The 21,185-nt window shown below is 48.5% G+C and carries 15 protein-coding genes and 2 pseudogenes; 15 read left to right on the top strand and 2 right to left on the bottom strand.

Annotated elements, in window-relative coordinates; translation table 11 throughout:
* Positions 1-475: 475 nt before the first annotated feature.
* Both ABEW34_RS12145 and ABEW34_RS12140 read right to left on the bottom strand, forming a co-directional pair.
* On the bottom strand, positions 476-628 hold the full coding sequence (locus tag ABEW34_RS12145) for a DUF1540 domain-containing protein (protein WP_341279028.1): 153 nt from the start codon (positions 626-628) through the stop codon (positions 476-478).
* Between the two features lie 162 nt (positions 629-790).
* Entirely contained in the window at positions 791-1,126 is a 336-nt protein-coding gene (locus ABEW34_RS12140) for a DUF1904 family protein (protein ID WP_430158818.1), read from the bottom strand.
* Between the two features lie 190 nt (positions 1,127-1,316).
* Here ABEW34_RS12140 and ABEW34_RS12135 point away from each other — a divergent pair, with 190 nt between their 5' ends.
* The 15 genes and pseudogenes from ABEW34_RS12135 (at position 1,317) to tnpB (ending at position 21,076) form a co-directional block, all read left to right on the top strand.
* The gene (locus ABEW34_RS12135) at positions 1,317-2,693 is read left to right on the top strand and encodes an aldehyde dehydrogenase (protein WP_430158816.1); all 1,377 of its coding nucleotides are present in this window, start codon (positions 1,317-1,319) and stop codon (positions 2,691-2,693) included.
* A 232-nt stretch (positions 2,694-2,925) separates the two neighbouring features.
* Positions 2,926-4,707 carry a sensor histidine kinase gene (locus ABEW34_RS12130; protein WP_430158814.1) on the top strand — a complete coding sequence of 594 codons (1,782 nt, stop codon included), beginning with the start codon at positions 2,926-2,928 and terminating at the stop codon, positions 4,705-4,707.
* Positions 4,682-5,470 carry a response regulator transcription factor gene (locus ABEW34_RS12125; protein ID WP_430158812.1) on the top strand — a complete coding sequence of 263 codons (789 nt, stop codon included), beginning with the start codon at positions 4,682-4,684 and terminating at the stop codon, positions 5,468-5,470. The genes ABEW34_RS12130 and ABEW34_RS12125 overlap by 26 nt, the downstream gene beginning before the upstream one ends.
* Positions 5,471-5,580: 110 nt before the next feature.
* Positions 5,581-6,909, top strand: coding sequence for an ABC transporter substrate-binding protein (locus ABEW34_RS12120; protein ID WP_430158809.1), 1,329 nt, complete (start codon positions 5,581-5,583; stop codon positions 6,907-6,909).
* 95 nt (positions 6,910-7,004) lie between these two features.
* Positions 7,005-7,886 (top strand): carbohydrate ABC transporter permease, encoded by an 882-nt coding sequence (locus ABEW34_RS12115; protein ID WP_430158807.1) that lies wholly within the window; start codon positions 7,005-7,007, stop codon positions 7,884-7,886.
* A gap of 61 nt (positions 7,887-7,947) precedes the next feature.
* Positions 7,948-8,784 carry a carbohydrate ABC transporter permease gene (locus ABEW34_RS12110; RefSeq protein ID WP_430158829.1) on the top strand — a complete coding sequence of 279 codons (837 nt, stop codon included), beginning with the start codon at positions 7,948-7,950 and terminating at the stop codon, positions 8,782-8,784.
* A gap of 217 nt (positions 8,785-9,001) precedes the next feature.
* A complete protein-coding gene (locus ABEW34_RS12105; protein WP_430158805.1) occupies positions 9,002-10,717 on the top strand; it encodes an ABC transporter ATP-binding protein in 1,716 nt (571 codons plus the stop codon).
* A gap of 329 nt (positions 10,718-11,046) precedes the next feature.
* The gene (locus ABEW34_RS12100) at positions 11,047-12,384 is read left to right on the top strand and encodes an LLM class flavin-dependent oxidoreductase (RefSeq protein WP_430158803.1); all 1,338 of its coding nucleotides are present in this window, start codon (positions 11,047-11,049) and stop codon (positions 12,382-12,384) included.
* 14 nt (positions 12,385-12,398) lie between these two features.
* On the top strand, positions 12,399-14,081 hold the full coding sequence (locus ABEW34_RS12095) for an ABC transporter substrate-binding protein (protein WP_430158800.1): 1,683 nt from the start codon (positions 12,399-12,401) through the stop codon (positions 14,079-14,081).
* 48 nt (positions 14,082-14,129) lie between these two features.
* Positions 14,130-15,056: an ABC transporter permease gene (locus ABEW34_RS12090; RefSeq protein WP_430158797.1), complete on the top strand. Its 927-nt coding sequence runs from the start codon at positions 14,130-14,132 to the stop codon at positions 15,054-15,056.
* Positions 15,057-15,084: 28 nt separating this feature from the next.
* Positions 15,085-15,981: an ABC transporter permease gene (locus tag ABEW34_RS12085; protein WP_430158794.1), complete on the top strand. Its 897-nt coding sequence runs from the start codon at positions 15,085-15,087 to the stop codon at positions 15,979-15,981.
* 29 nt (positions 15,982-16,010) lie between these two features.
* Positions 16,011-18,119 (top strand): dipeptide ABC transporter ATP-binding protein, encoded by a 2,109-nt coding sequence (locus ABEW34_RS12080; RefSeq protein WP_430158791.1) that lies wholly within the window; start codon positions 16,011-16,013, stop codon positions 18,117-18,119.
* 34 nt (positions 18,120-18,153) lie between these two features.
* Positions 18,154-18,423 carry a glutaredoxin family protein gene (locus tag ABEW34_RS12075; RefSeq protein WP_046229811.1) on the top strand — a complete coding sequence of 90 codons (270 nt, stop codon included), beginning with the start codon at positions 18,154-18,156 and terminating at the stop codon, positions 18,421-18,423.
* A 1,177-nt stretch (positions 18,424-19,600) separates the two neighbouring features.
* Positions 19,601-20,002 (top strand): annotated as a pseudogene (tnpA, locus tag ABEW34_RS12070) (IS200/IS605 family transposase).
* Positions 20,003-20,008: 6 nt separating this feature from the next.
* Positions 20,009-21,076, top strand: a pseudogene (tnpB, locus tag ABEW34_RS12065) (IS200/IS605 family element RNA-guided endonuclease TnpB).
* The last annotated feature ends 109 nt before the right edge of the window (positions 21,077-21,185 follow it).

Raw genomic sequence — 21,185 nt, 5'->3', positions numbered from 1 at the left:
TGGATATTCATAAGGATAACGGAAACAAATATCTGAAATCTGCTCTAGTTGAAGCAGCCCATTAGACTTAGGTGAAGATTACTTTGACAAACAGAAGCAACAATCTATTGTAAAGTATGCCGTTCGACGACTAGAAAACTTAGGTTATTCTGTGACTATTACAGGAGCTTCCTAAATTCTTCAAGATACCCATTTTTTTATTCCAGGCGCTGCACCCTTTTTTAAAAATGAATGAGCCGCGTCTTATTAACTATTGTCTTTTTAAGTTACTTCGGCTTTAATTTTCATGGGAGCTTAATGAAGCATTGTCAGTCTAATCCTTGATTTTCTTCTGACAATGGGCATTTTTTCAAGGCGGAAAGCCCCTTTCTTCTAAGGGTCAAAAAAAATTAATCAAAATGCTTGATAATAATAATCATTATTGGTAAAATACATAAAGAAAGAAGGGACCGCAACATCCCTTCCATCGGATCAGTTATTTAATTTCGAAAGTTCGGCAATCTGTTTCGCTCGCTTCGTGCGCCATATCTGCGCTATTGCTGACGATATAGATTGATGAAGCGCTGCACTTGTTGTCATCTACCCAATGACGGCAAGAGTCGACTTCGCACAATACGTCTTTAGCCATTACTATCACCTCCCATGGTTAGTAGTCGGTGCACAAATATAAAGCTGATTGACCTCTTATTGGCGTAAGAGGTTATTTGTGCTTTGTAGATAGTTACCCGTCCATCTTACCAAATGAAACCATCATTTACAACCTGTCCAATCAAGCAGCAGGCATGTTCTATCAGGTGCTGCATGGCTTGCCCTCTATATAATAAGCATTCTCGCTATAGGTCCGAAATGCGATCTCTGCTTCCCCCGACTCAAGCTTCTCCATATAACGGTGTACAATAGCGGCAAAGCGGTCCCGGACCTCCTGTCCGCGCTCAAACCAGCCAATTTCAATAAAAGGGAACGAACGATCTTGGGCAAGCCCTCCGTAAATAGAAGTGGTTGCAAGGCACTCAATTGTGAAATTGTCTACTCCGCAATCACAGAGGACGGCGAGCTCTTGAACGAGCTCAGGAGCGATGCTGCGCAAGCTTGGTGCAGGCACACCGCGAAATAATAAATGAGGCATATGATAAGTTCTCCTTTCAATAATAAAAGCACGTGCTTTTCATTCTGCTGCACCTTATTTACTAGCCTGCTAATCTGCTAGTTTAACAGTTAAAAGGGCATAACTTGCAGTCTACTACAAAGCAAGCTATCTTTATCTTAACAGAAATTTCTATTTAGCAGGGTTCATTGCACGGAAAGGATGTAAGAGGATGACAACAATAACGATGGCTGAAGTCGTTGCGGGGCAGCGAAAATGGTTTGAAAGCGGCAAGACACGCTCGGTTGATGCGCGTATTCAGAAGCTGGAAAAGCTGCGCGAGGTGATGCAAAAGCATGAGCAGAAGCTGCTGGCAGCTTTAAAGGCGGATTTAAATAAATCAGAGTTTGATGCGTATGCGATGGAGCTTGGTCTCATTTATACGGAATTTAGGCATACAATTAAGCATATAAGGGGCTGGGCGAAGCCGAAACGCATCAAAACAGCGATGACGCATATGGGCAGCACCAGCAAAGTTATTTCTGAGCCCTATGGGGTCGCGGCTGTTATTGCACCGTGGAACTATCCGGTCCAGCTTGCGCTTGTTCCACTAATTGGAGCGATTGCAGCCGGCAATACCGTCATTTTGAAGCCATCGGAGCTTGCACCGAATGTAGCCGCTACGTTGGCGGCGATCGTAGCGGAAGCCTTTGAGCCGGAGTGGGCAACGACGGTATTGGGTGATGCAGCGGTAAGCACGGAGCTGCTGGCTGAGAAGCTCGATTATATCTTTTTTACCGGGAGCGTTGGTGTAGGCAAAATCGTAATGACGGCAGCTGCTCGGCATTTGACGCCGGTTACGCTGGAGCTGGGGGGCAAGAGTCCCTGTATCGTGCATAAGGATGCGAATCTGGCACTCGCAGCGAAGCGAATCGCATTTGGCAAGTTTACAAACGCTGGACAAACCTGCGTTGCACCGGATTATTTATACGTTCACCGTGAAGTGAAGGAGCGATTCGTCAAGCTGCTGAAGGCTGCGATTGAAGAGCTGTATGGCAGCGAGCCGCTCCATAATGACAGCTACACGCATATTATAAGCGATCGGCACTTTGCAAGGCTTGCCGACTTTATGAAAGATGGACGCATTATTATTGGCGGGGAGAAGGATGCTGCGCGCCGGGTTATTGCGCCAACGGTAATGGAGGGCTTGGACTGGCAGGCGCCGGTTATGCAGGAGGAGATTTTTGGCCCGCTGCTTCCACTCCTTGCGTTTGATTCGATTGAGGAGGTCATGTCGGCTGTTGCCGCTCGTTCGCACCCGCTTGCACTGTATTTGTTTACGGAAAGCACAGCTGTTCAGCAACAGGTTACAAGGGGATTGTCCTTTGGAGGCGGCTGCATCAACGACACTTTGATGCATATGGCGTCGCCGCATTTGCCTATTGGCGGAGTAGGGGACAGCGGCATGGGCAGCTATCATGGGGAGAAGACCTTTTACACGTTCTCTCACCAGAAAAGCTTGCTTAAGCAAACAACGCGCTTTGACATGCCATTCCGCTATCCGACGTCCAAGTGGGGCAAGAAGCTGATTCGCAAGCTGCTCCGATAATTACAATCGTAAAACCTCCTGAATTTTAGGAGGTTTTTTTAATACAAAGAAGACTTTACTGCTTAGGCATCCGCTATATGAAATTAATGGAAAACGAGGTAGAATATATGGGCGAACGATAGGATGGAACAGATATTGCATCATGAAGCTAACGCCAGAGCCATTCTAGAGAATCAGCAAGGAGATACGGAAATAGCCGCTATATAACACGAAATAGAAAGGAATGTAGCTCTTGAAGAAGCTAGGGCAGTTGAATACGCTGCGCAATCAGATATTAATTGGATTTATGCTGGTTATGGTTATCGTGCTGGCATCGGCCGGCTACTTTACGTATGACCAGGTATCCGTGCTCTTGCGAAACAGCGCGGAGAAGCATATTCAACAGACGGCCGTTCAGGCTATGGGGAAGCTTGACGTGCTTCTGGGACAAATCGATACGCTTACCGCGCAGGTGGCTACGAATGCGTCTATCCAGCGATTATTGACGCGGGAAATCGCTGGCAAGCCGATCCGCTTTGAGGAGCGTCAGTCGCTGCAGCAGGAAGCCCGAAAATATGAGGCGTATGTCACGGGAATCCGAGCGCTTGAAATGTACAGCAGCGATTATAGAAGGCTGTTTCCGCTAGATGATATTAGTCTGGACAGCCGGGTGCCGAAGGAGTGGATTGAACAAGCAGATAGCGCCAAAGGACGCTTGGTTTGGCTTGGCTTTGATCCACAGGATGCAAACGTTGTCATTGCTATTCGCCATATTCGTTTAGTGGACCGTTCTTTTATTCATGCTGGCTATTTAGTCGTTCATATTGAAAAAAGCTATTTTGAGCTCACAGCTGCCGTTGGAGAAAATGAGAACGAAACGCGGGAGCATATGGCTCTATTTGATGGGGCGGGCCAAGAAATTTTTTCTGATTTAGCTATGGATGTGGGTGAGGGGAATTTTCTTAATCATGGCGGAGAAGCGATTACGGTGGGCAATGAATCGTATATAGCCATTGAGCAGCAATCGAAGGAAACGGGGTGGAAGCTGGCCATATTGACACCTGTCAATTATGCAACGGCAGGTATTTCAGTTCTACGGACTGCTATTCTTGTATCTGGTGCGGTCGGGGGTTTGTTGTTTCTGGTCTTGAGCTTTATTTTGTCAACGATGATTACCCGGCCGATATTAAACTTGATTAAAGCGATGCGCGGTGCCAGATTCGGCACATTGAAAGCGAACCCCAATACCTCCTCAACCATGGAGATCAATGAGCTCAACAATACCTATAACCAAATGGTTGATTCCTTGAATGAACTAATTGAGGTCGTCTACCAGAAGGAAATTATACAGAGTCGAACGGAATTGAAAGCGCTGCAAGCCCAAATTAATCCGCACTTTCTGTTTAACACATTGGAAGCTTTTTATTGGGAGCTTGATGATAAAGGGGAAGAGGACCTTGCCCAAATCGTAGTCGCCATGTCAGGCTTGTTCCGTTATGTGATCAACCGAACGGAGGATGATGAGTGGGTTACGATAGGTGACGAATTGAATCATGCAGAACGTTATTTAAAAATCATGGAGATGCGGATGGTGGACAGACTATCGTGGCGAATAGAGGCTGCAGAGGCGTGCAGGACTGTACCTGTGCCCAAATTATTAATTCAACCACTCGTAGAGAACGCTATACTGCATGGAATTGAACAGCGGCTCGGGCCGGGGACTGTTGTGCTTCGTGCCGAGCCTTCAAGCCGGGAAGGGTTTACGCGAGTGATAATAACGGACGATGGACCCGGCATGGATGCAGCCGCAGTGGAATCTCTCCAAGCATTCATGAAAGAAGGCTATGCGAGCAGCTTCAAAGGTACAGGAGTTGGCGTGTCAAATGTGGAGCGTAGATTGAGGCTTTATTATCATGCAGCTGGAAGCGGGCTGGACATTGAGAGCGAGCCTGGTCGCGGAACTTCCGTTACGTTTGAAATACCTGATAGATTGGAAGGGAATGGAGTAAATGAAGACCATCTTAATCGTCGATGATGAACCTAGAACGAGGCAGGGGATTCGCAAAACGCTGGAAGCGTGGTCCTGCGGCCGGCATCGAATCGAAATGGCATCCAGCGGAGTGGAGGCTTTAGCTTGGCTGCAGCAAAATGAAGCTCATCTGCTCGTGACTGATATTAGAATGCCGGAGGTGGGAGGACTGGAGCTGGTCGAACGATTAAGCGCTATGACACCTCCTCCTGTGGTTATTGTTATTTCCGGGCATCCTGAATTCGATTATGCTCAGAAAGCACTTCAGCTTGGGGTCGTCTCTTATTTGCTAAAGCCATTGGTTAAAGAAAAATTAGTGCAAGCAGTCGAGCTGGCTTTGAAAAGGGAAGAAGAGATAAGCCGGATGGTGAGGATGGAGAAACTTTTTGACCCCAAACTGCTGGGGACGGTGCAAGAGGAGAAGCAGTACAGCATTCAGGTACGTGAAGCGCTCCGCCATATCGATGATCATCTGAGCGAACAGGTTTCTATGCGTGCAGTTGCAGATCATTTGCATATGAATGCCAGCTACTTCAGCGTTCTGTTCAAAGAGCAGACAGGTCTCACCTTTAGCGACTATTTGAGTCGCAGACGAGTGCAGCGGGCCAAGGAGCTGCTGGTCAGCACGAGAGACTCGATAACGGAAATTTCAGAGCAGGTGGGCTACCAAACAGCAAAATATTTTGTCAAAGTGTTTCGTTCCATAGAGGGTACTAGTCCAAGGCAGTATCGTCAAAACGTCGCGCATTCTGAAAAAATGATCCAATAATTATGGTATTACTCCCAATGCTTATGTCCTTACGGCTTGCGAACGATGTTGCTACAATCTAATTAGAGCGGTTTCAATACGCTTACATTAGAATCAAAGGGGATGTAAACGTGTTCAAGAAAAAAGGATTGATGCTCTTATTGGCGTTTAGTCTGGTTCTTGTAGCAGCCGGCTGCGGCACAAACAGTAGTGAAAGCAGCAACAATGGCAGCAAGGAGCCAGCAGGCGAGAGCGGTGAGAAGGTTACGGTTAACTTTATGCATTTATGGCCTGAGGGTGTGTCAGCAGGCCAAAACAAAATCGTGAATCAAATTATAAAGGCTTATCAGGATGAGCATCCGAATGTGACGATCAAGCAAGAGGTGCTGGATAATGAGCAATATAAAAACAAGCTGAAGGTGCTTTCGGCATCCAATAAGCTGCCGGATGTCGGCGTAACGTGGGCGGCCGGGTTCTTGCAGCCGTACGTGGAAGGTAAGCTGTTTACACCTGTAGATGACTTGCTCAGCGGCGAGCTGAACGGCAAGTTCGTATCCGGTACGACAGAGGCCTATGCGATTGACGGTAAAACATATGCGCTTCCACTTGAATTCAACATTGCTCCGGTTTACTATAACAAAGCTCTATTTGAGAAATACAAGCTTGAAATCCCGCAAACCTACGAGCAATTAAAGGCTGTTGCAAAAACACTGTCCGAAAATGGAATCGCGCCGATTGCACTTGGTAACAAGGACCGTTGGACGGGTTCGCTCTGGTATATGTACCTGGCCGACCGAATCGCGGGGCAGCAGACCTTATCCGGTGCTATAAACGGCGAAGGCTCCTTTAAGGACGAAGGATTGCTGAAAGCAGCGACTGAAGTACAGACATTGGTAGACAGCGATGCATTCGTGAAGGGCTTCAACGGTTTGTCCAATGAGGAAGCAAAGTCGGAGTTTCTGAATGGCAAAGCTGCGATGTATATGATGGGCACATGGGAGCTGCCAAACTTTACGACAAATGAAGATATCCCGAAAGACTTCCGCGATAGTGTTGGTTTCTTTAAATTCCCGACCGTTGAGGGCGGAAAAGGCGACATTAACAGCTGGGTAGGCGGTCCGGGTGTCGGGCTATTCGTATCGGAAAATTCTGCGGTAAAAGAGGAAGCGAAAGCATTCGTCGAATATTTTGTAACCCAGTGGGGAGAGCAAGCCGTGACTGGGGCGGGCGTTATTCCTGCGACTAAAGTGGATACATCCAGCATGGAGCTGCCGCAGCTTTATATTGATTTGTTTAATGAAATGAATCAAGCAAGCAGCATTACCTTATTCGCAGATGTTCAAATGCAGGCCAGTGCAGCCGAAACTCACCTGAATATGATTCAAGCTCTGTTTGGAAAGGCAGTGGCACCTGAGAAATTCTCGGAAGAGCATGACAAAGCCATTTCCGAAGGGAAATAATCGCTCTCTGAGCTTGATCGGTGGAAGACATAGCCGCGGGCAAGTCCCGAATATGTCTTCCGCTCATTCATCATGAAGGAAAGGAGTCGGCCCAATTGGACAAAGTGCTTTCGAACAAAAAAATAATTGCCTTATACGTGCTGCCGTCTCTGTTATTAATATTAGCTATTGTATACATTCCGATTGTTCTAACCGCTTATTACGGTCTGAATGAATGGAATGGCATTGGTGCGATGACCTTCGTTGGGTTGGATAATTACCTCGCTTTGTTTAAGGATACAACTTTCTGGAACAGCGCGTGGCATTCTCTGCTGCTTGCTGTTTTCTCGGGAATAAGCCTGCTGCTCTATCTTATTGTAGCCATGGTGTTAGCCGCGCGAATTAAAGGAGCTAATCTGTTTCGCAAAATCTATCTCATTCCTATGCTTCTGTCATCGGTAGCGATTGCGCAGCTTTGGCTCAAAATCTATCATCCAACTAATGGCGTGCTGAACAGCGTGCTGGAATCACTTGGTTTTGCCAACCCTCCCGCATGGCTCGCTGAGTCATCGCTCGTATTGTATGCCTTATTTATTCCGATTTTGTGGCAGTATGCGGGTTTTTATATTTTGATTTATTATGCGGCTCTGAAAAACATCCCGGCGTCTCTTGAAGAAGCTGCCAGAATGGACGGAGCGAATGCCCTGCAAATTGCTTGGAAGATCAAGCTGCCGCTTGTGATGGAAGTGATTAAAGTAACGATTGTACTGGCTGTTGTGGGCTCTTTGAAATATTTTGATTTGATCTTTGTTATGACAGACGGCGGTCCCAACGGGGCAAGCGAAGTGATGGCCTCTTACATGTATCATGAAGCGTTTCGAGCCTACGACTTTGGATATGGCAGCGCAATCGGCTTTTTTCTGCTGGTCATTTGCCTGGCTGTCACTTGGGTCATTCGCAAATTAACGGCCTCAAAGGATACGATTCAATACTCGTAAGGAGGAGGAAAACTTCATGATTACTGGGAATGTGAAAGTTCGGAATGAACGGTTGGAATCAATGCCGGAGATCGGCACAAGGCTGGGGTATAGCATTTTATATGTCGTTTTGACAGTGGTCGCGGCGCTGCAGCTATTTCCTCTGGTATGGCTGCTGTTTTTCTCTCTTAAAAACAATCAGGAGGTATTCAATCTCCCGCCTTTGTCACTGCCGATGAACCCGCGATGGGAAAACTACGAGAAGGCGTGGAGCGCCGGGAACATCGATGTATATTTTTTTAACAGTGTCTGGATCACCGTCTTGGCTACGTTTATAACCGTGATGCTAGGCAGTTTAGTCACTTATGCCGTCACAAGAATGAAATGGAAGGGCAGCTCGCTTGTACTGGGCTTATTCATGGTGGCCATGATGATTCCGGTTCATTCCACGCTAATCCCGCTGTTCAGCCTGTTTAATAAAGTGGGGCTAACAGATCATCCCCTGTCTCTGATTTTATCTTATGTGGCTTTCAACATGCCGATAACGATTATGATTCTGCTCGGGTTCTACTATGCGCTGCCGCGCGAGGTGGAGGAAGCCGCTATCATTGACGGCTGCTCGGTCAACCGGATGTTCTTCCGGATTGTATTCCCGATGACAAGCTCCGTGCTTGCTACAACAGCGATCATCAACATGATTTACAACTGGAATGAATTTATTTTTGTTAACACGTTTATTAGCTCTGATTCTTATAAAACATTGACGGTCGGCGTGCAAAATTTTATCGGTCAATATACGACGGATTGGGGGGCAATCGGAGCCACTCTCATGATTAGCATTCTTCCGATTTTGATTACGTTTCTGTTCCTCAGCAACCGTATTGTTGAAGGGATTGCGGCGGGCTCGGTTAAAGGGTAAACGATTAAATCATTCTAAGACCTAATTTTGATGTAGGTCTTTTTTTGTTTTTAAATTTTGTAAAAGGGGATGTATTATTTTTGGGTTCATCTCCGTTTTGTCCATTGCTTTAAAAATAAGGCTGCGATAAACTGGAAAGGATGATAATTATAATCATTATCAGTATTGGGTGATTTTCCAATAAGGCTTACCATTATGACAGAAGAGGAATGATGACATGCTTCGCCGTTTTTTTGATTATTACCGACCTTATAAAGGGTTGTTCATATTGGACTTCTCCTGCGCGGTGTTTGCAGCTTTGCTGGAGCTGGTGTTCCCGCTTGCCTTGAACCGGGTCGTGGATGATTTGCTGCCTTCGGGCAATTGGAAATGGATTTTATGGTCCTGTGTGGGCCTGATTGGCATTTATGTAGTAAGTGCGTTCCTCCATTATGTGGTGACGTATTGGGGGCACAAGCTCGGCATTCAAATAGAGTCGGATATGCGCAGCAAGCTATTCAACCATATTCAGAAGCTATCGTTCCGTTTCTTCGACAACAATAAGACGGGGCATCTTGTATCGCGGATGACGAATGACCTGATGGATATTGGGGAAATTGCCCACCACGGGCCGGAAGACATGTTTATCGCCGTGATGACGCTGCTGGGTGCATTCGGACTCATGCTGACCATTAACTGGCAGCTGGCGGTGCTGACGTTTATTATTATTCCGCTGATGGTCTACCTGTCGCTGTATTTCAGCCGCAAGATGTCCAAGGCGTTTCGCCGGATGTTTTCCGATATTGCCGACTATAATGCCCGCGTAGAAAATACAGTCAGCGGCATTCGCGTCGTTCAAGCGTTTTCCAACGAGAAGCATGAGGTGGAACAATTTGAAGTGAACAATGGCCGTTTTCTGCAAACGAAGCTGGTCGCTTACCGCGTTATGGCTTGGAACTCATCGATCAGCTACATACTGATGAAATTTGTTTCCTTGTTTGTACTCGCTTGCGGCACTTGGTTTGTCATTCAAGGCCAAATGACGTTCGGCGAATTTATGGCGTTTGTCCTGCTTTCCAATGTGTTTCTCGGTCCAATCGAAAAAATCAACTCGGTTATTGAGACGTATCCGAAGGGAATTGCCGGCTTCAAGCGTTATTTGGAGTTGCTCGAAACCGAGCCGGATATTGAGGATGCACATGATGCGAAGGCGATTAGCCGCCTGGAAGGCGAAATCACGTTCCGTGATGTATCCTTCGGTTATGAGGAGGGCAAATCGATTTTGAATCATATTGATTTAACCGTGAAAACAGGAGAGACGGTAGCTCTTGTTGGACCATCGGGAGCCGGCAAAACCACGATATGCAGCCTGCTGCCGCGCTTCTATGAGGTGACAGGCGGGGCGATCGAGATTGATGGCCTCGACATTCGGAAAATTAAGCTGGATTCACTGCGCGGCCAAATCGGTATTGTGCAGCAGGATGTATTCCTATTTGATGGCACGATTCGTGAAAATATTGCTTATGGCAAGCTGAATGCTACCGAGGAAGAAATTTGGGAGGCAGCTCGCAGAGCACAGCTGGAAGAGCTGATTCTTTCGCAGGGTCAAGGAATGGACACGCTTATCGGCGAACGCGGCGTTAAATTGTCAGGCGGACAGAAGCAGCGCCTTTCCATTGCTCGCATGTTCCTGAAAAATCCGCCAATCCTTATTCTCGATGAAGCGACCTCGGCGCTTGATACGGCCACGGAAGCGGCGATCCAGCAGGCGCTAGCTGAGCTGTCCAAAGGACGCACGACGCTCGTCATTGCGCATCGCCTGGCGACGATCAAGAATGCTGACCGCATCGTGGTCGTTACGGAGGAAGGTATTAAAGAGCAGGGCAGCCATGATGAGCTGCTAGCCATTAAAGGCGTATATAACCGCCTGCATAAAGCGCAGTTCGGTGCCTAGAGAGGCTGCTAGACACTAATTAGGCACCGCTAACTAGACACTAACAGCGTAAGTGGATGGAAAAAAGGCTCAGTATGAGGAAATTAATCTCATGCTGAGCCTTTTGCAATTCATATCAAGGTTGTGAAACCGCAGCTAATGCTTGGGACAAAATCAAGCGCCGCATCCTGTGAATAGGGGATCATCGATTTTTTTAATGCCAAAATAGAAAAGCTCTATTGGCTTTTATTCGTCAAACGATGATAAACTCATTTCAATCAATATTAAATACGACAAAACCACTAGGAATAATAAATTTAACGGTAAGCAACCAACAGGAGGGAACAATCTTGACAACAACTAAAAAGAGACAATTGAAGCTAGGCGCTATTTTGCATGGAGTAGGCGGCAATATTGCTGGATGGAGGCATCCAGACGCACAGCCTGACGCAAGTGTGAATATTGAATTTTACAAGCAGCAGGCGCAGAAGGCGGAAGCGGGCAAGCTGGATTTTGTATTCATTGCCGATGGCTTATATATTAATGAAAAATCAATACCCCATTTTTTAAACCGCTTTGAGCCGTTGACGATTTTATCTGCGCTTGGCGCGGTTACATCGAAGATTGGCCTGGTCGGCACGCTCTCTACCTCCTATAGTGAGCCGTTCACGGTAGCGAGACAATTTGGCTCGCTTGATCATATTAGCGGCGGCCGTGCAGGCTGGAACATCGTAACCTCGCCGCTTGAAGGGTCAGCGAAAAACTTCGGCAAGACGGAGCATCCCGATCACCCGACACGTTACCGGATTGCTAATGAATATTTGGAAGTGACGCGGGGGCTATGGGATTCGTGGGAGGATGACGCTTTTGTGCGCGATAAAGAAAGCGGCCAGTTTTTTGATCCGGCAAAGCTGCACACCTTAAACCATAAAGGCGAGTTTTTCTCGGTGCAGGGACCGCTTAATATTTCCAGATCCAAGCAGGGGCATCCGGTTATTTTTCAAGCAGGCTCGTCGGAGGATGGCAAAAACTTTGCTTCCAAAGTAGCGGATGCGGTATTTGCCCATTTTGAATCCATTGAGCAGGGCAAACAATTTTATGATGATGTGAAAGGCCGTGCAGCTGCGCATGGACGCTCTTCGGAGGAAATCGCGATTTTGCCAGGCATTGCGCCAATCATTGGGGCGACGGATGAAGAAGCAGAACGCAAATATCAGGAGCTGGCGCAGCTTGTAAATATTGAGAAGGCGCTCGATTATTTGGGACGGTATTTCGACCACCATGACTTTTCACAATATCCGCTCGATGAGCCGTTCCCGGAGCTGGGCGAAATTGGACTAAACAGCTTCCGCAGCACGACGGACCGCATTAAACGGCAGGCGAAGGAAGGCGGCTTGACGCTTCGCCAGGTGGCGCTTCAAGAAACGACGCCAAGGCCGACGTTCATCGGCACGCCAGAAAAAGTAGCGGATCAAATTCAGCAATGGTTTGAGCAAGGAGCAGTAGACGGCTTTATTGTAGGATCCTCTATCCCCACGGGACTGACGGAATTTGTTGATCAGGTTGTGCCGATTTTGCAGGAGCGCGGATTGTTCCGTGAGGATTACGAGCATGATACGCTGCGCGGACATCTCGGCGTACCTGTGCCGGAAAACCGCTATGCCAAAACCAAGGTGACGACCGTATAGGAAGGGTGAGGGATATGAGCAAGGCATACAGCAAACCAGCCGTTTGGATGAAAGTGACCAGCCTCGCCCTAGCGGTTACCCTTGTACTTGCAGGATGCAGCGGAGGTGGAGGCAGGAGCAGCGCGAATACGGGCGGGAACAGCTCTGGTGCCGCCCCTGCGTCTTCGGCAGAGCAGAGCAGCGCACCTGCTCAAGGCGGCGAACTAAGCTATGCGCTCGCCACCTCTCCCGATCAGCTTGATCCGCATCGCAGCGGCCTTGCCGTTGCAGTCAGGGTCATCCGTACGCTCTACGACACACTGGTCGTCCAGCTTCCGGGCGGAGAAATTAAGCCTTGGCTGGCAACGGAATGGTCGATTTCGGAGGATGGAAAATCGTATACGTTCAAGCTTCGCCAGGACGTTAAGTTTCACGATGGCACACCTTTCAACGCTGAAGCGGTAAAATATAGCTTTGACCGGATCATCGACCCGGAGACCAAAGCTGCGAATGCTTTAGCGCTCGTTAGGCCTTATGAATCGTCTGAGGTCATTGATGAGTATACGGTCAAATTGAACCTATCTGAGCCGTCGCAGGCGTTCTTGGGGAATGTAAGCCAAGCGCTGCTCAGCATCGTGTCGCCGACGGCGGCGAAGAAGGATGGCGATCAATTCACCAAGCATCCCGTCGGAACAGGGCCATTCAAGTTTGTAAAATGGGATGAAAATGCGGAAATCGTCGTGGAGAAAAACCCCGATTATAACTGGGCGCCAGAAACGGTCAGCCAGCAGGGCGCGCCGAATTTGGATAAAATCATATTCAAAATTGTGCCTGAGGAAGCTACGCGGATCGGAAGCGTCCAAAGCGGGCAGGTGCTTGCCGCTGAGACAGTACCCCCGCAAAATATACTCTCCTTGAAAAACGATCCGAACAGCCAGCTATATCAAGCTAACACCGTTGGCCTGCCGTATACGCTATTCATCAATCATAGCAAAGCACCTTGGAATGAGCTTAAGGCTCGGCAGGCGCTGCAGCTCGGCATCAATGTCGAGGCGATCGTCAAAACGCTGTATCTCGGAACGTATGAGCAGGCATGGTCGCCGCTTTCACCAGGCATTTTCGGCTATGACGCTTCGCTTGAAGGCGGCGTAAAGCCGGATATCGAGAAAGCGAAGCAGCTGCTTGACGAGCTGGGCTGGAAAGCAGGGGCAGATGGCATCAGGGAAAAGGACGGGAAAAAGCTGACGCTCCATTATGTCGATGGCTCGCCGAACCGCGAGAAACGCAATGATATTGCGGCAATCGTGCAGCAGCAGCTTAAGTCGCTGGGCATTCAGGTAGACGTGGAAATTACGAAGGACGTCGCAACCGTCGTTTACGCGAACAATAACTATGATCTGTACGGCAATAGCCAGGTGAACTCTGATCCTAACGCGCTTTATTCTATCTATCACACAACAGCTCCGGGGGCACGCCAAAACCTGCCGAATTTATCCGATCCCGAGCTGGATAAGCTGCTTGAGGATGGGGCGATCCAGCAGGACCAGACGAAGCGTGAAGCGATCTATAAGGAAGCACAGCAGCTCATCATCAATAAGGCTGCCATTATTCCGATTTATGTATTCCCTTATACAGTAGCTGCCTCGAAAAAGGTGCAAGGATTAGCTTTTGACTCGCTGGGCTATCCGATTTTTAATGATGTGTATATAACCGAGTAAGCATATCGTAATTTAAGTATAAAAGCTGGAAAGGAGCGGAGATGCGGTATGTTAAAAGCGGTAAGCGTTCGGCTTTATACGTCCTTGCTGGTGCTTGTCGGCACGATGGTGCTCGTCTTTTGTATCGTCAATGTGCTGCCTGGCGACCCTGCGCTCCTTATTCTTGATCCGTCTTCCGCCACACCGGAGATGATTGCTAATTTGCGGGAGCAGCTGGGGCTGAACCAACCGTTCTATGAGCGGTTCGGAGAATATTTTCTGCATGTGCTGCAGGGCGACTTTGGCAAATCGATCGTTAATTCGGAGCCGGTATTGCCGAAGATCGTCGAGCATTTTCCCGCCACGCTCGCTTTGACGGCGTTAAGCTCGCTCATTGCCGTCGTTATCGGCGTCACGCTAGGCGTGCTGTCGGCGATTCATCGCAATCGCTGGGTTGACATCGTCGCGCGAATGGTTGGTTTGTTCGGCATTTCGATGCCGACATTTTGGTCGGGCATTTTGCTTATTCTTATTTTTTCAGTACAGCTGGGCTGGTTTCCGGCCATGGGCTCGGATGGCTTCAGCACGCTGGTGCTGCCCGCCATGACGCTGGGCTTCGTTGGCTCTGGCTTTATCGTGCGGATGGTTCGCAATAGCATGCTTGAAGTCATTAATGAGCCATTTATCGTCACGCTTCGGGCGAAGGGACTGCCGGGACGGCTCATCATGTATAAGCATGCGCTGCGAAATGCGCTGATTCCGGCATTGACGATGGTCGGCGTTATTATTGGCGATTTGATGGCGGGGACGGTGGTCATTGAGACGGTGTTCTCGCGCCAAGGCATTGGGCGAATTATTGCCGATGCAATTATGGCAAAGGATTTGCCGGTCGTGCAGGGCGTCATTTTTTTCTCGGCGATCGTGTATATTGTTGTGAATTTGCTTGTGGACATTTCCTATACGTTGATCGATCCGCGCGTAAGGCGTACCGGATAGCGAAGGTAGAAAGGGGCAAAAGATTCAAATGAAGCAAGCCGTCATTGGCAAACAGATATGGCAAGGGAGCAGGGCAGAAGGTGCTGCCAAATCTCGCAAAAATAGAAGGCTGGCACCTACGGATCTACTGATTTATACCGCAGCGGTGGTCGTGTTGTTTATTATCAGCTGTGCTTTATTTCCGAGCTTGATTGCTCCCTATTCGCCTACGTTGATGGATACGGAGCAAATTATGCAGCCACCAAGCCTTCAGCATGTGTTCGGAACTGATTATTTTGGACGTGACGTTTTCAGCGTTGTTGTGCATGGCAGCCGGGATTCCTTGCTGATCGGTTTCATATCGGTGCTTGTCGGCTGTGTGACGGGCGGAGCGATTGGAGCGATAGCGGGATACATTGGCGGCGTAGTAGATGCTGTATTTATGCGGCTGATCGACGTGCTGATGACGATTCCCGGCGTGCTGCTCGCGCTTGCGATTGCAGCGGCACTTGGGCCAAGCCTAATGAATGTTGTGCTTGCTGTAGCGGCGGCATCAATACCCGGATACGCGCGGGTAATGCGCGGGCAAATCATGAGCATTAAAGGAAGGCCCTTTATTACTGCATCCTGCTCTATTGGCACATCCAGCCTATCGATCTTTGTACGGCATGTGCTGCCGAATTCTTTATCGCCGATGTTTGTCATGGCGGCAATCGGCATTGGCACGGCGATTTTGACCGGAGCAGGCCTTAACTTTCTAGGACTTGGCACGATAAAAGAAATTCCAGACTGGGGAGCGCTGCTCTCTCAGGGCCGCGGCTATTTGACCGTAGCCTGGTGGATTTGCACCTTCCCAGGCCTTGCGATTACGCTGTTTGTTCTCTCCATCAACCTATTGGGTGACAAGGTTCGCGATCAATTAGATCCAAAGCAAAGCAGAGCATAAGACAATATAAGACAGCATAGACGCCGGGCTTGATAGAAGGAAGGCGGAAGGAGGCAGCGCAAATGAGCCAATTGCTCACGATGGAGCATCTGACGGTTGATTTTAAGACGAAACGGGGCTTGCTTAGAGCTATTACGGACGTTTCGCTCCATATTGCGCCTGGAGAAACGGTATGTCTCGTTGGCGAATCCGGCAGCGGCAAAACGATTACCTCCAAAGCCATTATGCGCCTGATCGACTATGAGAACGGCGTTATTGCCGGAGGCAGCATGCGGCTGGGAGATGCGGATCTCGTCGCGATGCCGGAGAAGGAGCTGCGCGCGCTGCGGGGCAAGCGGATGGCGATGGTTTTTCAAGAGCCGATGGCGGCGTTTGATCCGATTTTTACAATCGGGAGCCAAATTACCGAGGTCATCGAGCGCCATAAGCGCGGCAAAAAGAATGCGGCATGGGAGCGGGCTGTCCATTTGCTGCGCCGCGTCGGCATTCCTGAGCCGGAGGCGCGGATGAAGCAGTATCCTGGCGAGCTGTCGGGAGGCATGTTGCAGCGGGCTATGATCGCAATGGCGCTCGCTTGCGGTCCAGAGCTGCTTATAGCGGATGAGCCAACGACGGCTCTGGATGTGACGATTCAGGCGCAAATTCTCCATTTGCTGCAAGAGCTTAAGGAAGAATTTAATATGGGGATTTTGCTAGTGACCCATGATATGGGCATTGCCGCCGAGATGGCGGATCGCATTATCGTCATGTATGCCGGGCAGGTTGTTGAGCAAGCGACGGCGGCGGAGCTGTTCGGTCAGCCTTATCATCCTTATACGAGAGGACTGCTGCAATCGATTACGACGATGGACAGCGACCGCAGCACCAAGCTTCATTCTATCGAGGGCTCTATCCCGAGCTTATCAGAGCTGCCGTCCGGCTGCCGTTTTCACCCGCGCTGTTCTTATAGGGCGGATAGATGCCGCAGCGAAAGCCCGCCGCTGCTCGCGCTTGGCAAGCGACTGACCGCATGCTGGCATGCCGAGCAGCTCGTTCAATCCGCGGAGTGGGCTGCCGGAACAAGCACTAGCGCAAGCACTAGCACAAGCACAAGCACTAGCGCAGTAAAGCTGACAGATGCCCTTGGAATAGAGTCTCCGCTAGGGTCTCCCCATGAAGCTGGTCAGCAAGGCGGAAATCTGTTCGAGATTAGCGGACTAAGCAAATTTTATCCGATTCAGAGAGGTTTGCTGCATCGTTCGGGCCCGCAGATCAGAGCGGTGGATAATGTTACGTTTTCCATTAAAAAAGGGGAAACCTTTGGCCTCGTTGGGGAGTCTGGAAGCGGCAAATCGACGCTTGGTCGGGTGATTTTGCAATTGGAGCAGGCGACAGCTGGCAGCGTTAAGTTTCAGGGCAGGGAGCTGACCGGGCAAAGCAGCTCGGAGCTGCGACAGGCGCGGCGCAATATGCAAATTGTTTTTCAGGACCCGTATGGCTCGGTTAATCCGCGCTGGCGTATCGGCGACATTATCGGCGAGCCGCTGCGCGTCCATGACAAGTCTGGCAGCAAGGAAAGAAAAGCACGCGTAGAGGAGCTGATGGAGCTAGTCGGACTGAAGGCAGACTGGTACAGCCGTTATCCGCATGAATTTTCCGGCGGGCAGCGCCAGCGTATTGGCATTGCCCGCGCCATCGCGCTTAATCCAAGCTTTATTCTCGCAGATGAAGCGGTATCGGCGCTTGATGTGTCAGTTCAGGCGCAGATCGTCAATCTCATGCAGCATTTGCAGCAAAAAATGAATCTGACCTATTTGTTTATCGCCCATGGGCTGAATATCGTCAGACATATTTCCGACCGGATCGGTGTCATGTATTTGGGCAAGCTGGTCGAAATTGCGCCCAGCGAAGAGCTGTTTCTCCGTCCAGCGCATCCGTATACGCAAGGGTTAATTGCTTCCATTCCCCAGCCCGGCCCCGGGCGAACACGAACATTTCGCGCGATTGAAGGAGAAATCCCTTCTCCGGCCAATCCGCCGTCCGGCTGCCGTTTTCATACGCGCTGCCCGATGGCAACGGAGCGCTGCAGGGAGGCGGAGCCCGAACTGCAGCTCATTGGCAGCGAGCATTATGCCGCTTGCCACTATGTATTAGCTTGATAATAGGTTGATATTTATAAAGGAGGGTATAACCATGTCCGCAGCAAAAAAGGTCATTGTATGGAGTAAAACAGGCTGCCAGTATTGTGGCACAGTTAAACAATTTTTGGAGCAAAACAACCAGCCCTATGAAAATATTGATATTGAAGGCAAAGATTATTTGCGCGACATCCTTGAAGCCAAATACGGCATCCGCCACGTTCCAGTAGTGGAAATCGGCAGCGACGGCGTCTACACCGCCGTTACGGATTGGGATTTGGAAAAGATCAAAGCGCTAATCTCACCTGCTCCAGTAGCAGGCTAAGGGCTTCTAAATCTGTGAAGCCCACTGCTCGTCAACCCGGATGTACCTTGCTGCTCCGGAGTTGACGGTCTAGGGGCAGAGATGGGAAGAAGCGTTGCAAGAGCTGCAAGAGCTGCAAGAGCTGCAAGAGCTGCAAGCTCTGGGGTGTGTATGCAAGCCGGAGCACGCAAATGTCGCTAAGAGCATACCGTTCTTGGCGCTCTCTTTTTTGGAGGACTGAGTTTCCGTTATTTTGGATTTTGAATTGATTTTGGGGCGTAAGCGGACTGGAAAACCGTTATTGTCCTCCTTGAGCCCGTTAAAATGGCTAAAGGAAGCGCATTAGCGGCTTCTGAGTCCGCAGCCTGTGCCAAAACCATTGATTCTGTTGAAATAGCGGCAGCTGTGTCCGCCAAGTTTAACTTTGTGTGGGAGTAAACCACTGAAGTGAAAATCGTGAGACTTCCTTTCGGTACATATGCTCACATTCATGCGGGGGATAGTACCAGGAGGAGAGGGAAAGCATTTGACGCTAAATTCGATCAGGATTTGGCTTGCTTATGTTTGCATACACGCCCTAAAAATCTAAATTAGTAGATTAGTAGATTAGCAGATATGGTAGAGCATAAAGTGAAAAGTAGATAGAGTCTAACAGCGTAACCTTCTGAAGGTTTAAGAGGGAGAGACTGTCCGTCAGTAGGTTTATTTTACTGACGGATGGTTTTTTCTTTTTTCTATATTGTAGTTCAACGGAGAGAGAGGGAAGGTGCAGGGGAGCAGCGGAGAGAAAGGTTGGAGCTGGAGGAGCTAAGCTTTCCGAAGGAAAGCCGCCTCGTAAGCATATGCCCAGCGCCGGCTAAAGCGTTCCGGAGGATAGCATCATCTTAAGCATGGACTATTGTTGTCGGAGTTCCTCCTCAGCGAGGAATAATAGAGAAATCGGAAAACAACAGAGGCCGTAAGCGGGGTCTTTCTCGCAGCAGCGGCCATCGCGCCTGACCCTATCGATGTGCAATCTATCCTAATATCCCTCCGATTTTACCATGATATAAAGACCAATTTTAACCGTTAGTTGTCAGAATTCTCCCTCTTCTAAAGTGGGGGATGAATGGCAACGGTCTGATTTACATTGACCCTTAAAACTTAAAATACTATAATTGCAGTATTCAGTCGTATACCATAAAAGGTTGTGTTATCAATGAAGTTAGACTCCAATAACCATTCAGTGTTTTTGCTCCATTATTACCTGATTCTAGCCATCAAGTATCGTAGGGAAGTCATTAGCGATGAAATATCCGAACGTCTAAAGGAGATATTTGAAAACATTCAGCCTACTTACAAGGTGACTTTGCAGGAATGAAAGCCTGACAAAGATCATGTCCACGTTCTCATGAAGACGCATCCCAATACCGACATTTCCAAATTTCTCAACGCTTATAAGAGTGCATCCTCCAGGCTGATCAAGAAGGAATTTCCTATCCTCCGAGAATCGCTATGGAAAGAGCATTTTTGGTCACGTTCCTATTGCTTGCTTACAACAGGTGGAGCGCCAATAGATGTCATCAACACATACATTGAAAATCAAGGCATGAAGGGATGATCGGAATTGCTGAGAGCCTACAAATACCGTATCTACCCTAATCAAGATCAACAACAATATTTAGCTAAAGTATTCGGCTGTGTCCGCTTTATTTACAACAGAATGCTTGCAGATAAGATTGAACATTACAAGCAAACGGAAACGATACTCAAAAATACACCAGCGCAATACAAAAAGGAATTCGACTGGCTGAAGGAAGTGGACAGCCTAGCACTCGCGAATGCACAAATGAATCTTGAAAAAGCGTATAAGCATTTCTTTCGTGATAAGAAAGTGGGATAATTCAAGAGCAAGAAGGCGAATCACCATAGCTTTACAACCAATAATCAAAAGGGAACCATTTCCATTGAAGAGGGAACCATCAAGCTTCCAAAGCTAAAAACGAAAATCAAAATCAAGCTGCATCGTCCATTCGAGGGGCTTATCAAATCATGCACGATTTCCAAAACACCGACGGGAAAATTTTATGCTTCCGTATTGGTTGAAACGGAGATAGCCCAGTTGCCCAAATTGGAAACGAAGATTGGCATTGATCTTGGACTGAAAGACTTTGCGATTACGTCACAAGGCGAAATCATAGCCAATCCTACATACTTGCGTAAGTCTGAAAAGCGATTAGCTAAGCTGCAAAAGGACTTATCCCGCAAGAAGAAGGGGAGCCACAACCGTCAAAAGGCTAGGCTGAAAGTGGCCAAGATACATGAAAAGATTAGCCATCAGCGTAAAGACTTCTTGCACAAAACGTCTGCCAAAATGATAAACGATAACCAAGTCATCGTGATGGAAGACTTACGTTTGAAGAACATGATGCAGAATCACAAGCTTGCAAAAGCGATAAGTGAAGTATCTTGGAGCCTGTTCCGTTCAATGCTTGCATACAAGTCTACATGGTATGGCAGAGAATTGATCATTGCACCGAAGAACTATGCAAGCAGTCAGTTGTGTTCATGTTGCGGTCACAAACATGCAGAGGTGAAAAATCTTGCCTTGCGTGAATGGACCTGCCCAAACTGTCAAACGCATCATGATAGAGACGTAAACGCTGCTCAAAACCTCTTGAAACTAGCCATGTAAATGGCATCTATTGGGTTAGGAATCTAGCCTGTAAGCTTGGGTAAACTTGGAGCAGTAGCTTCATTGACCAAGAAGCCGCCACCGCTTAGGTGGTTGGTAGTTCACGGGT

Source organism: Paenibacillus algorifonticola, assembly GCF_050481745.1.
GTDB lineage: Bacteria > Bacillota > Bacilli > Paenibacillales > Paenibacillaceae > Pristimantibacillus > Pristimantibacillus algorifonticola_A.
Note: the sequence above shows the minus strand (reverse complement) of the source record. Positions and strands in the feature narration are given on the sequence as shown.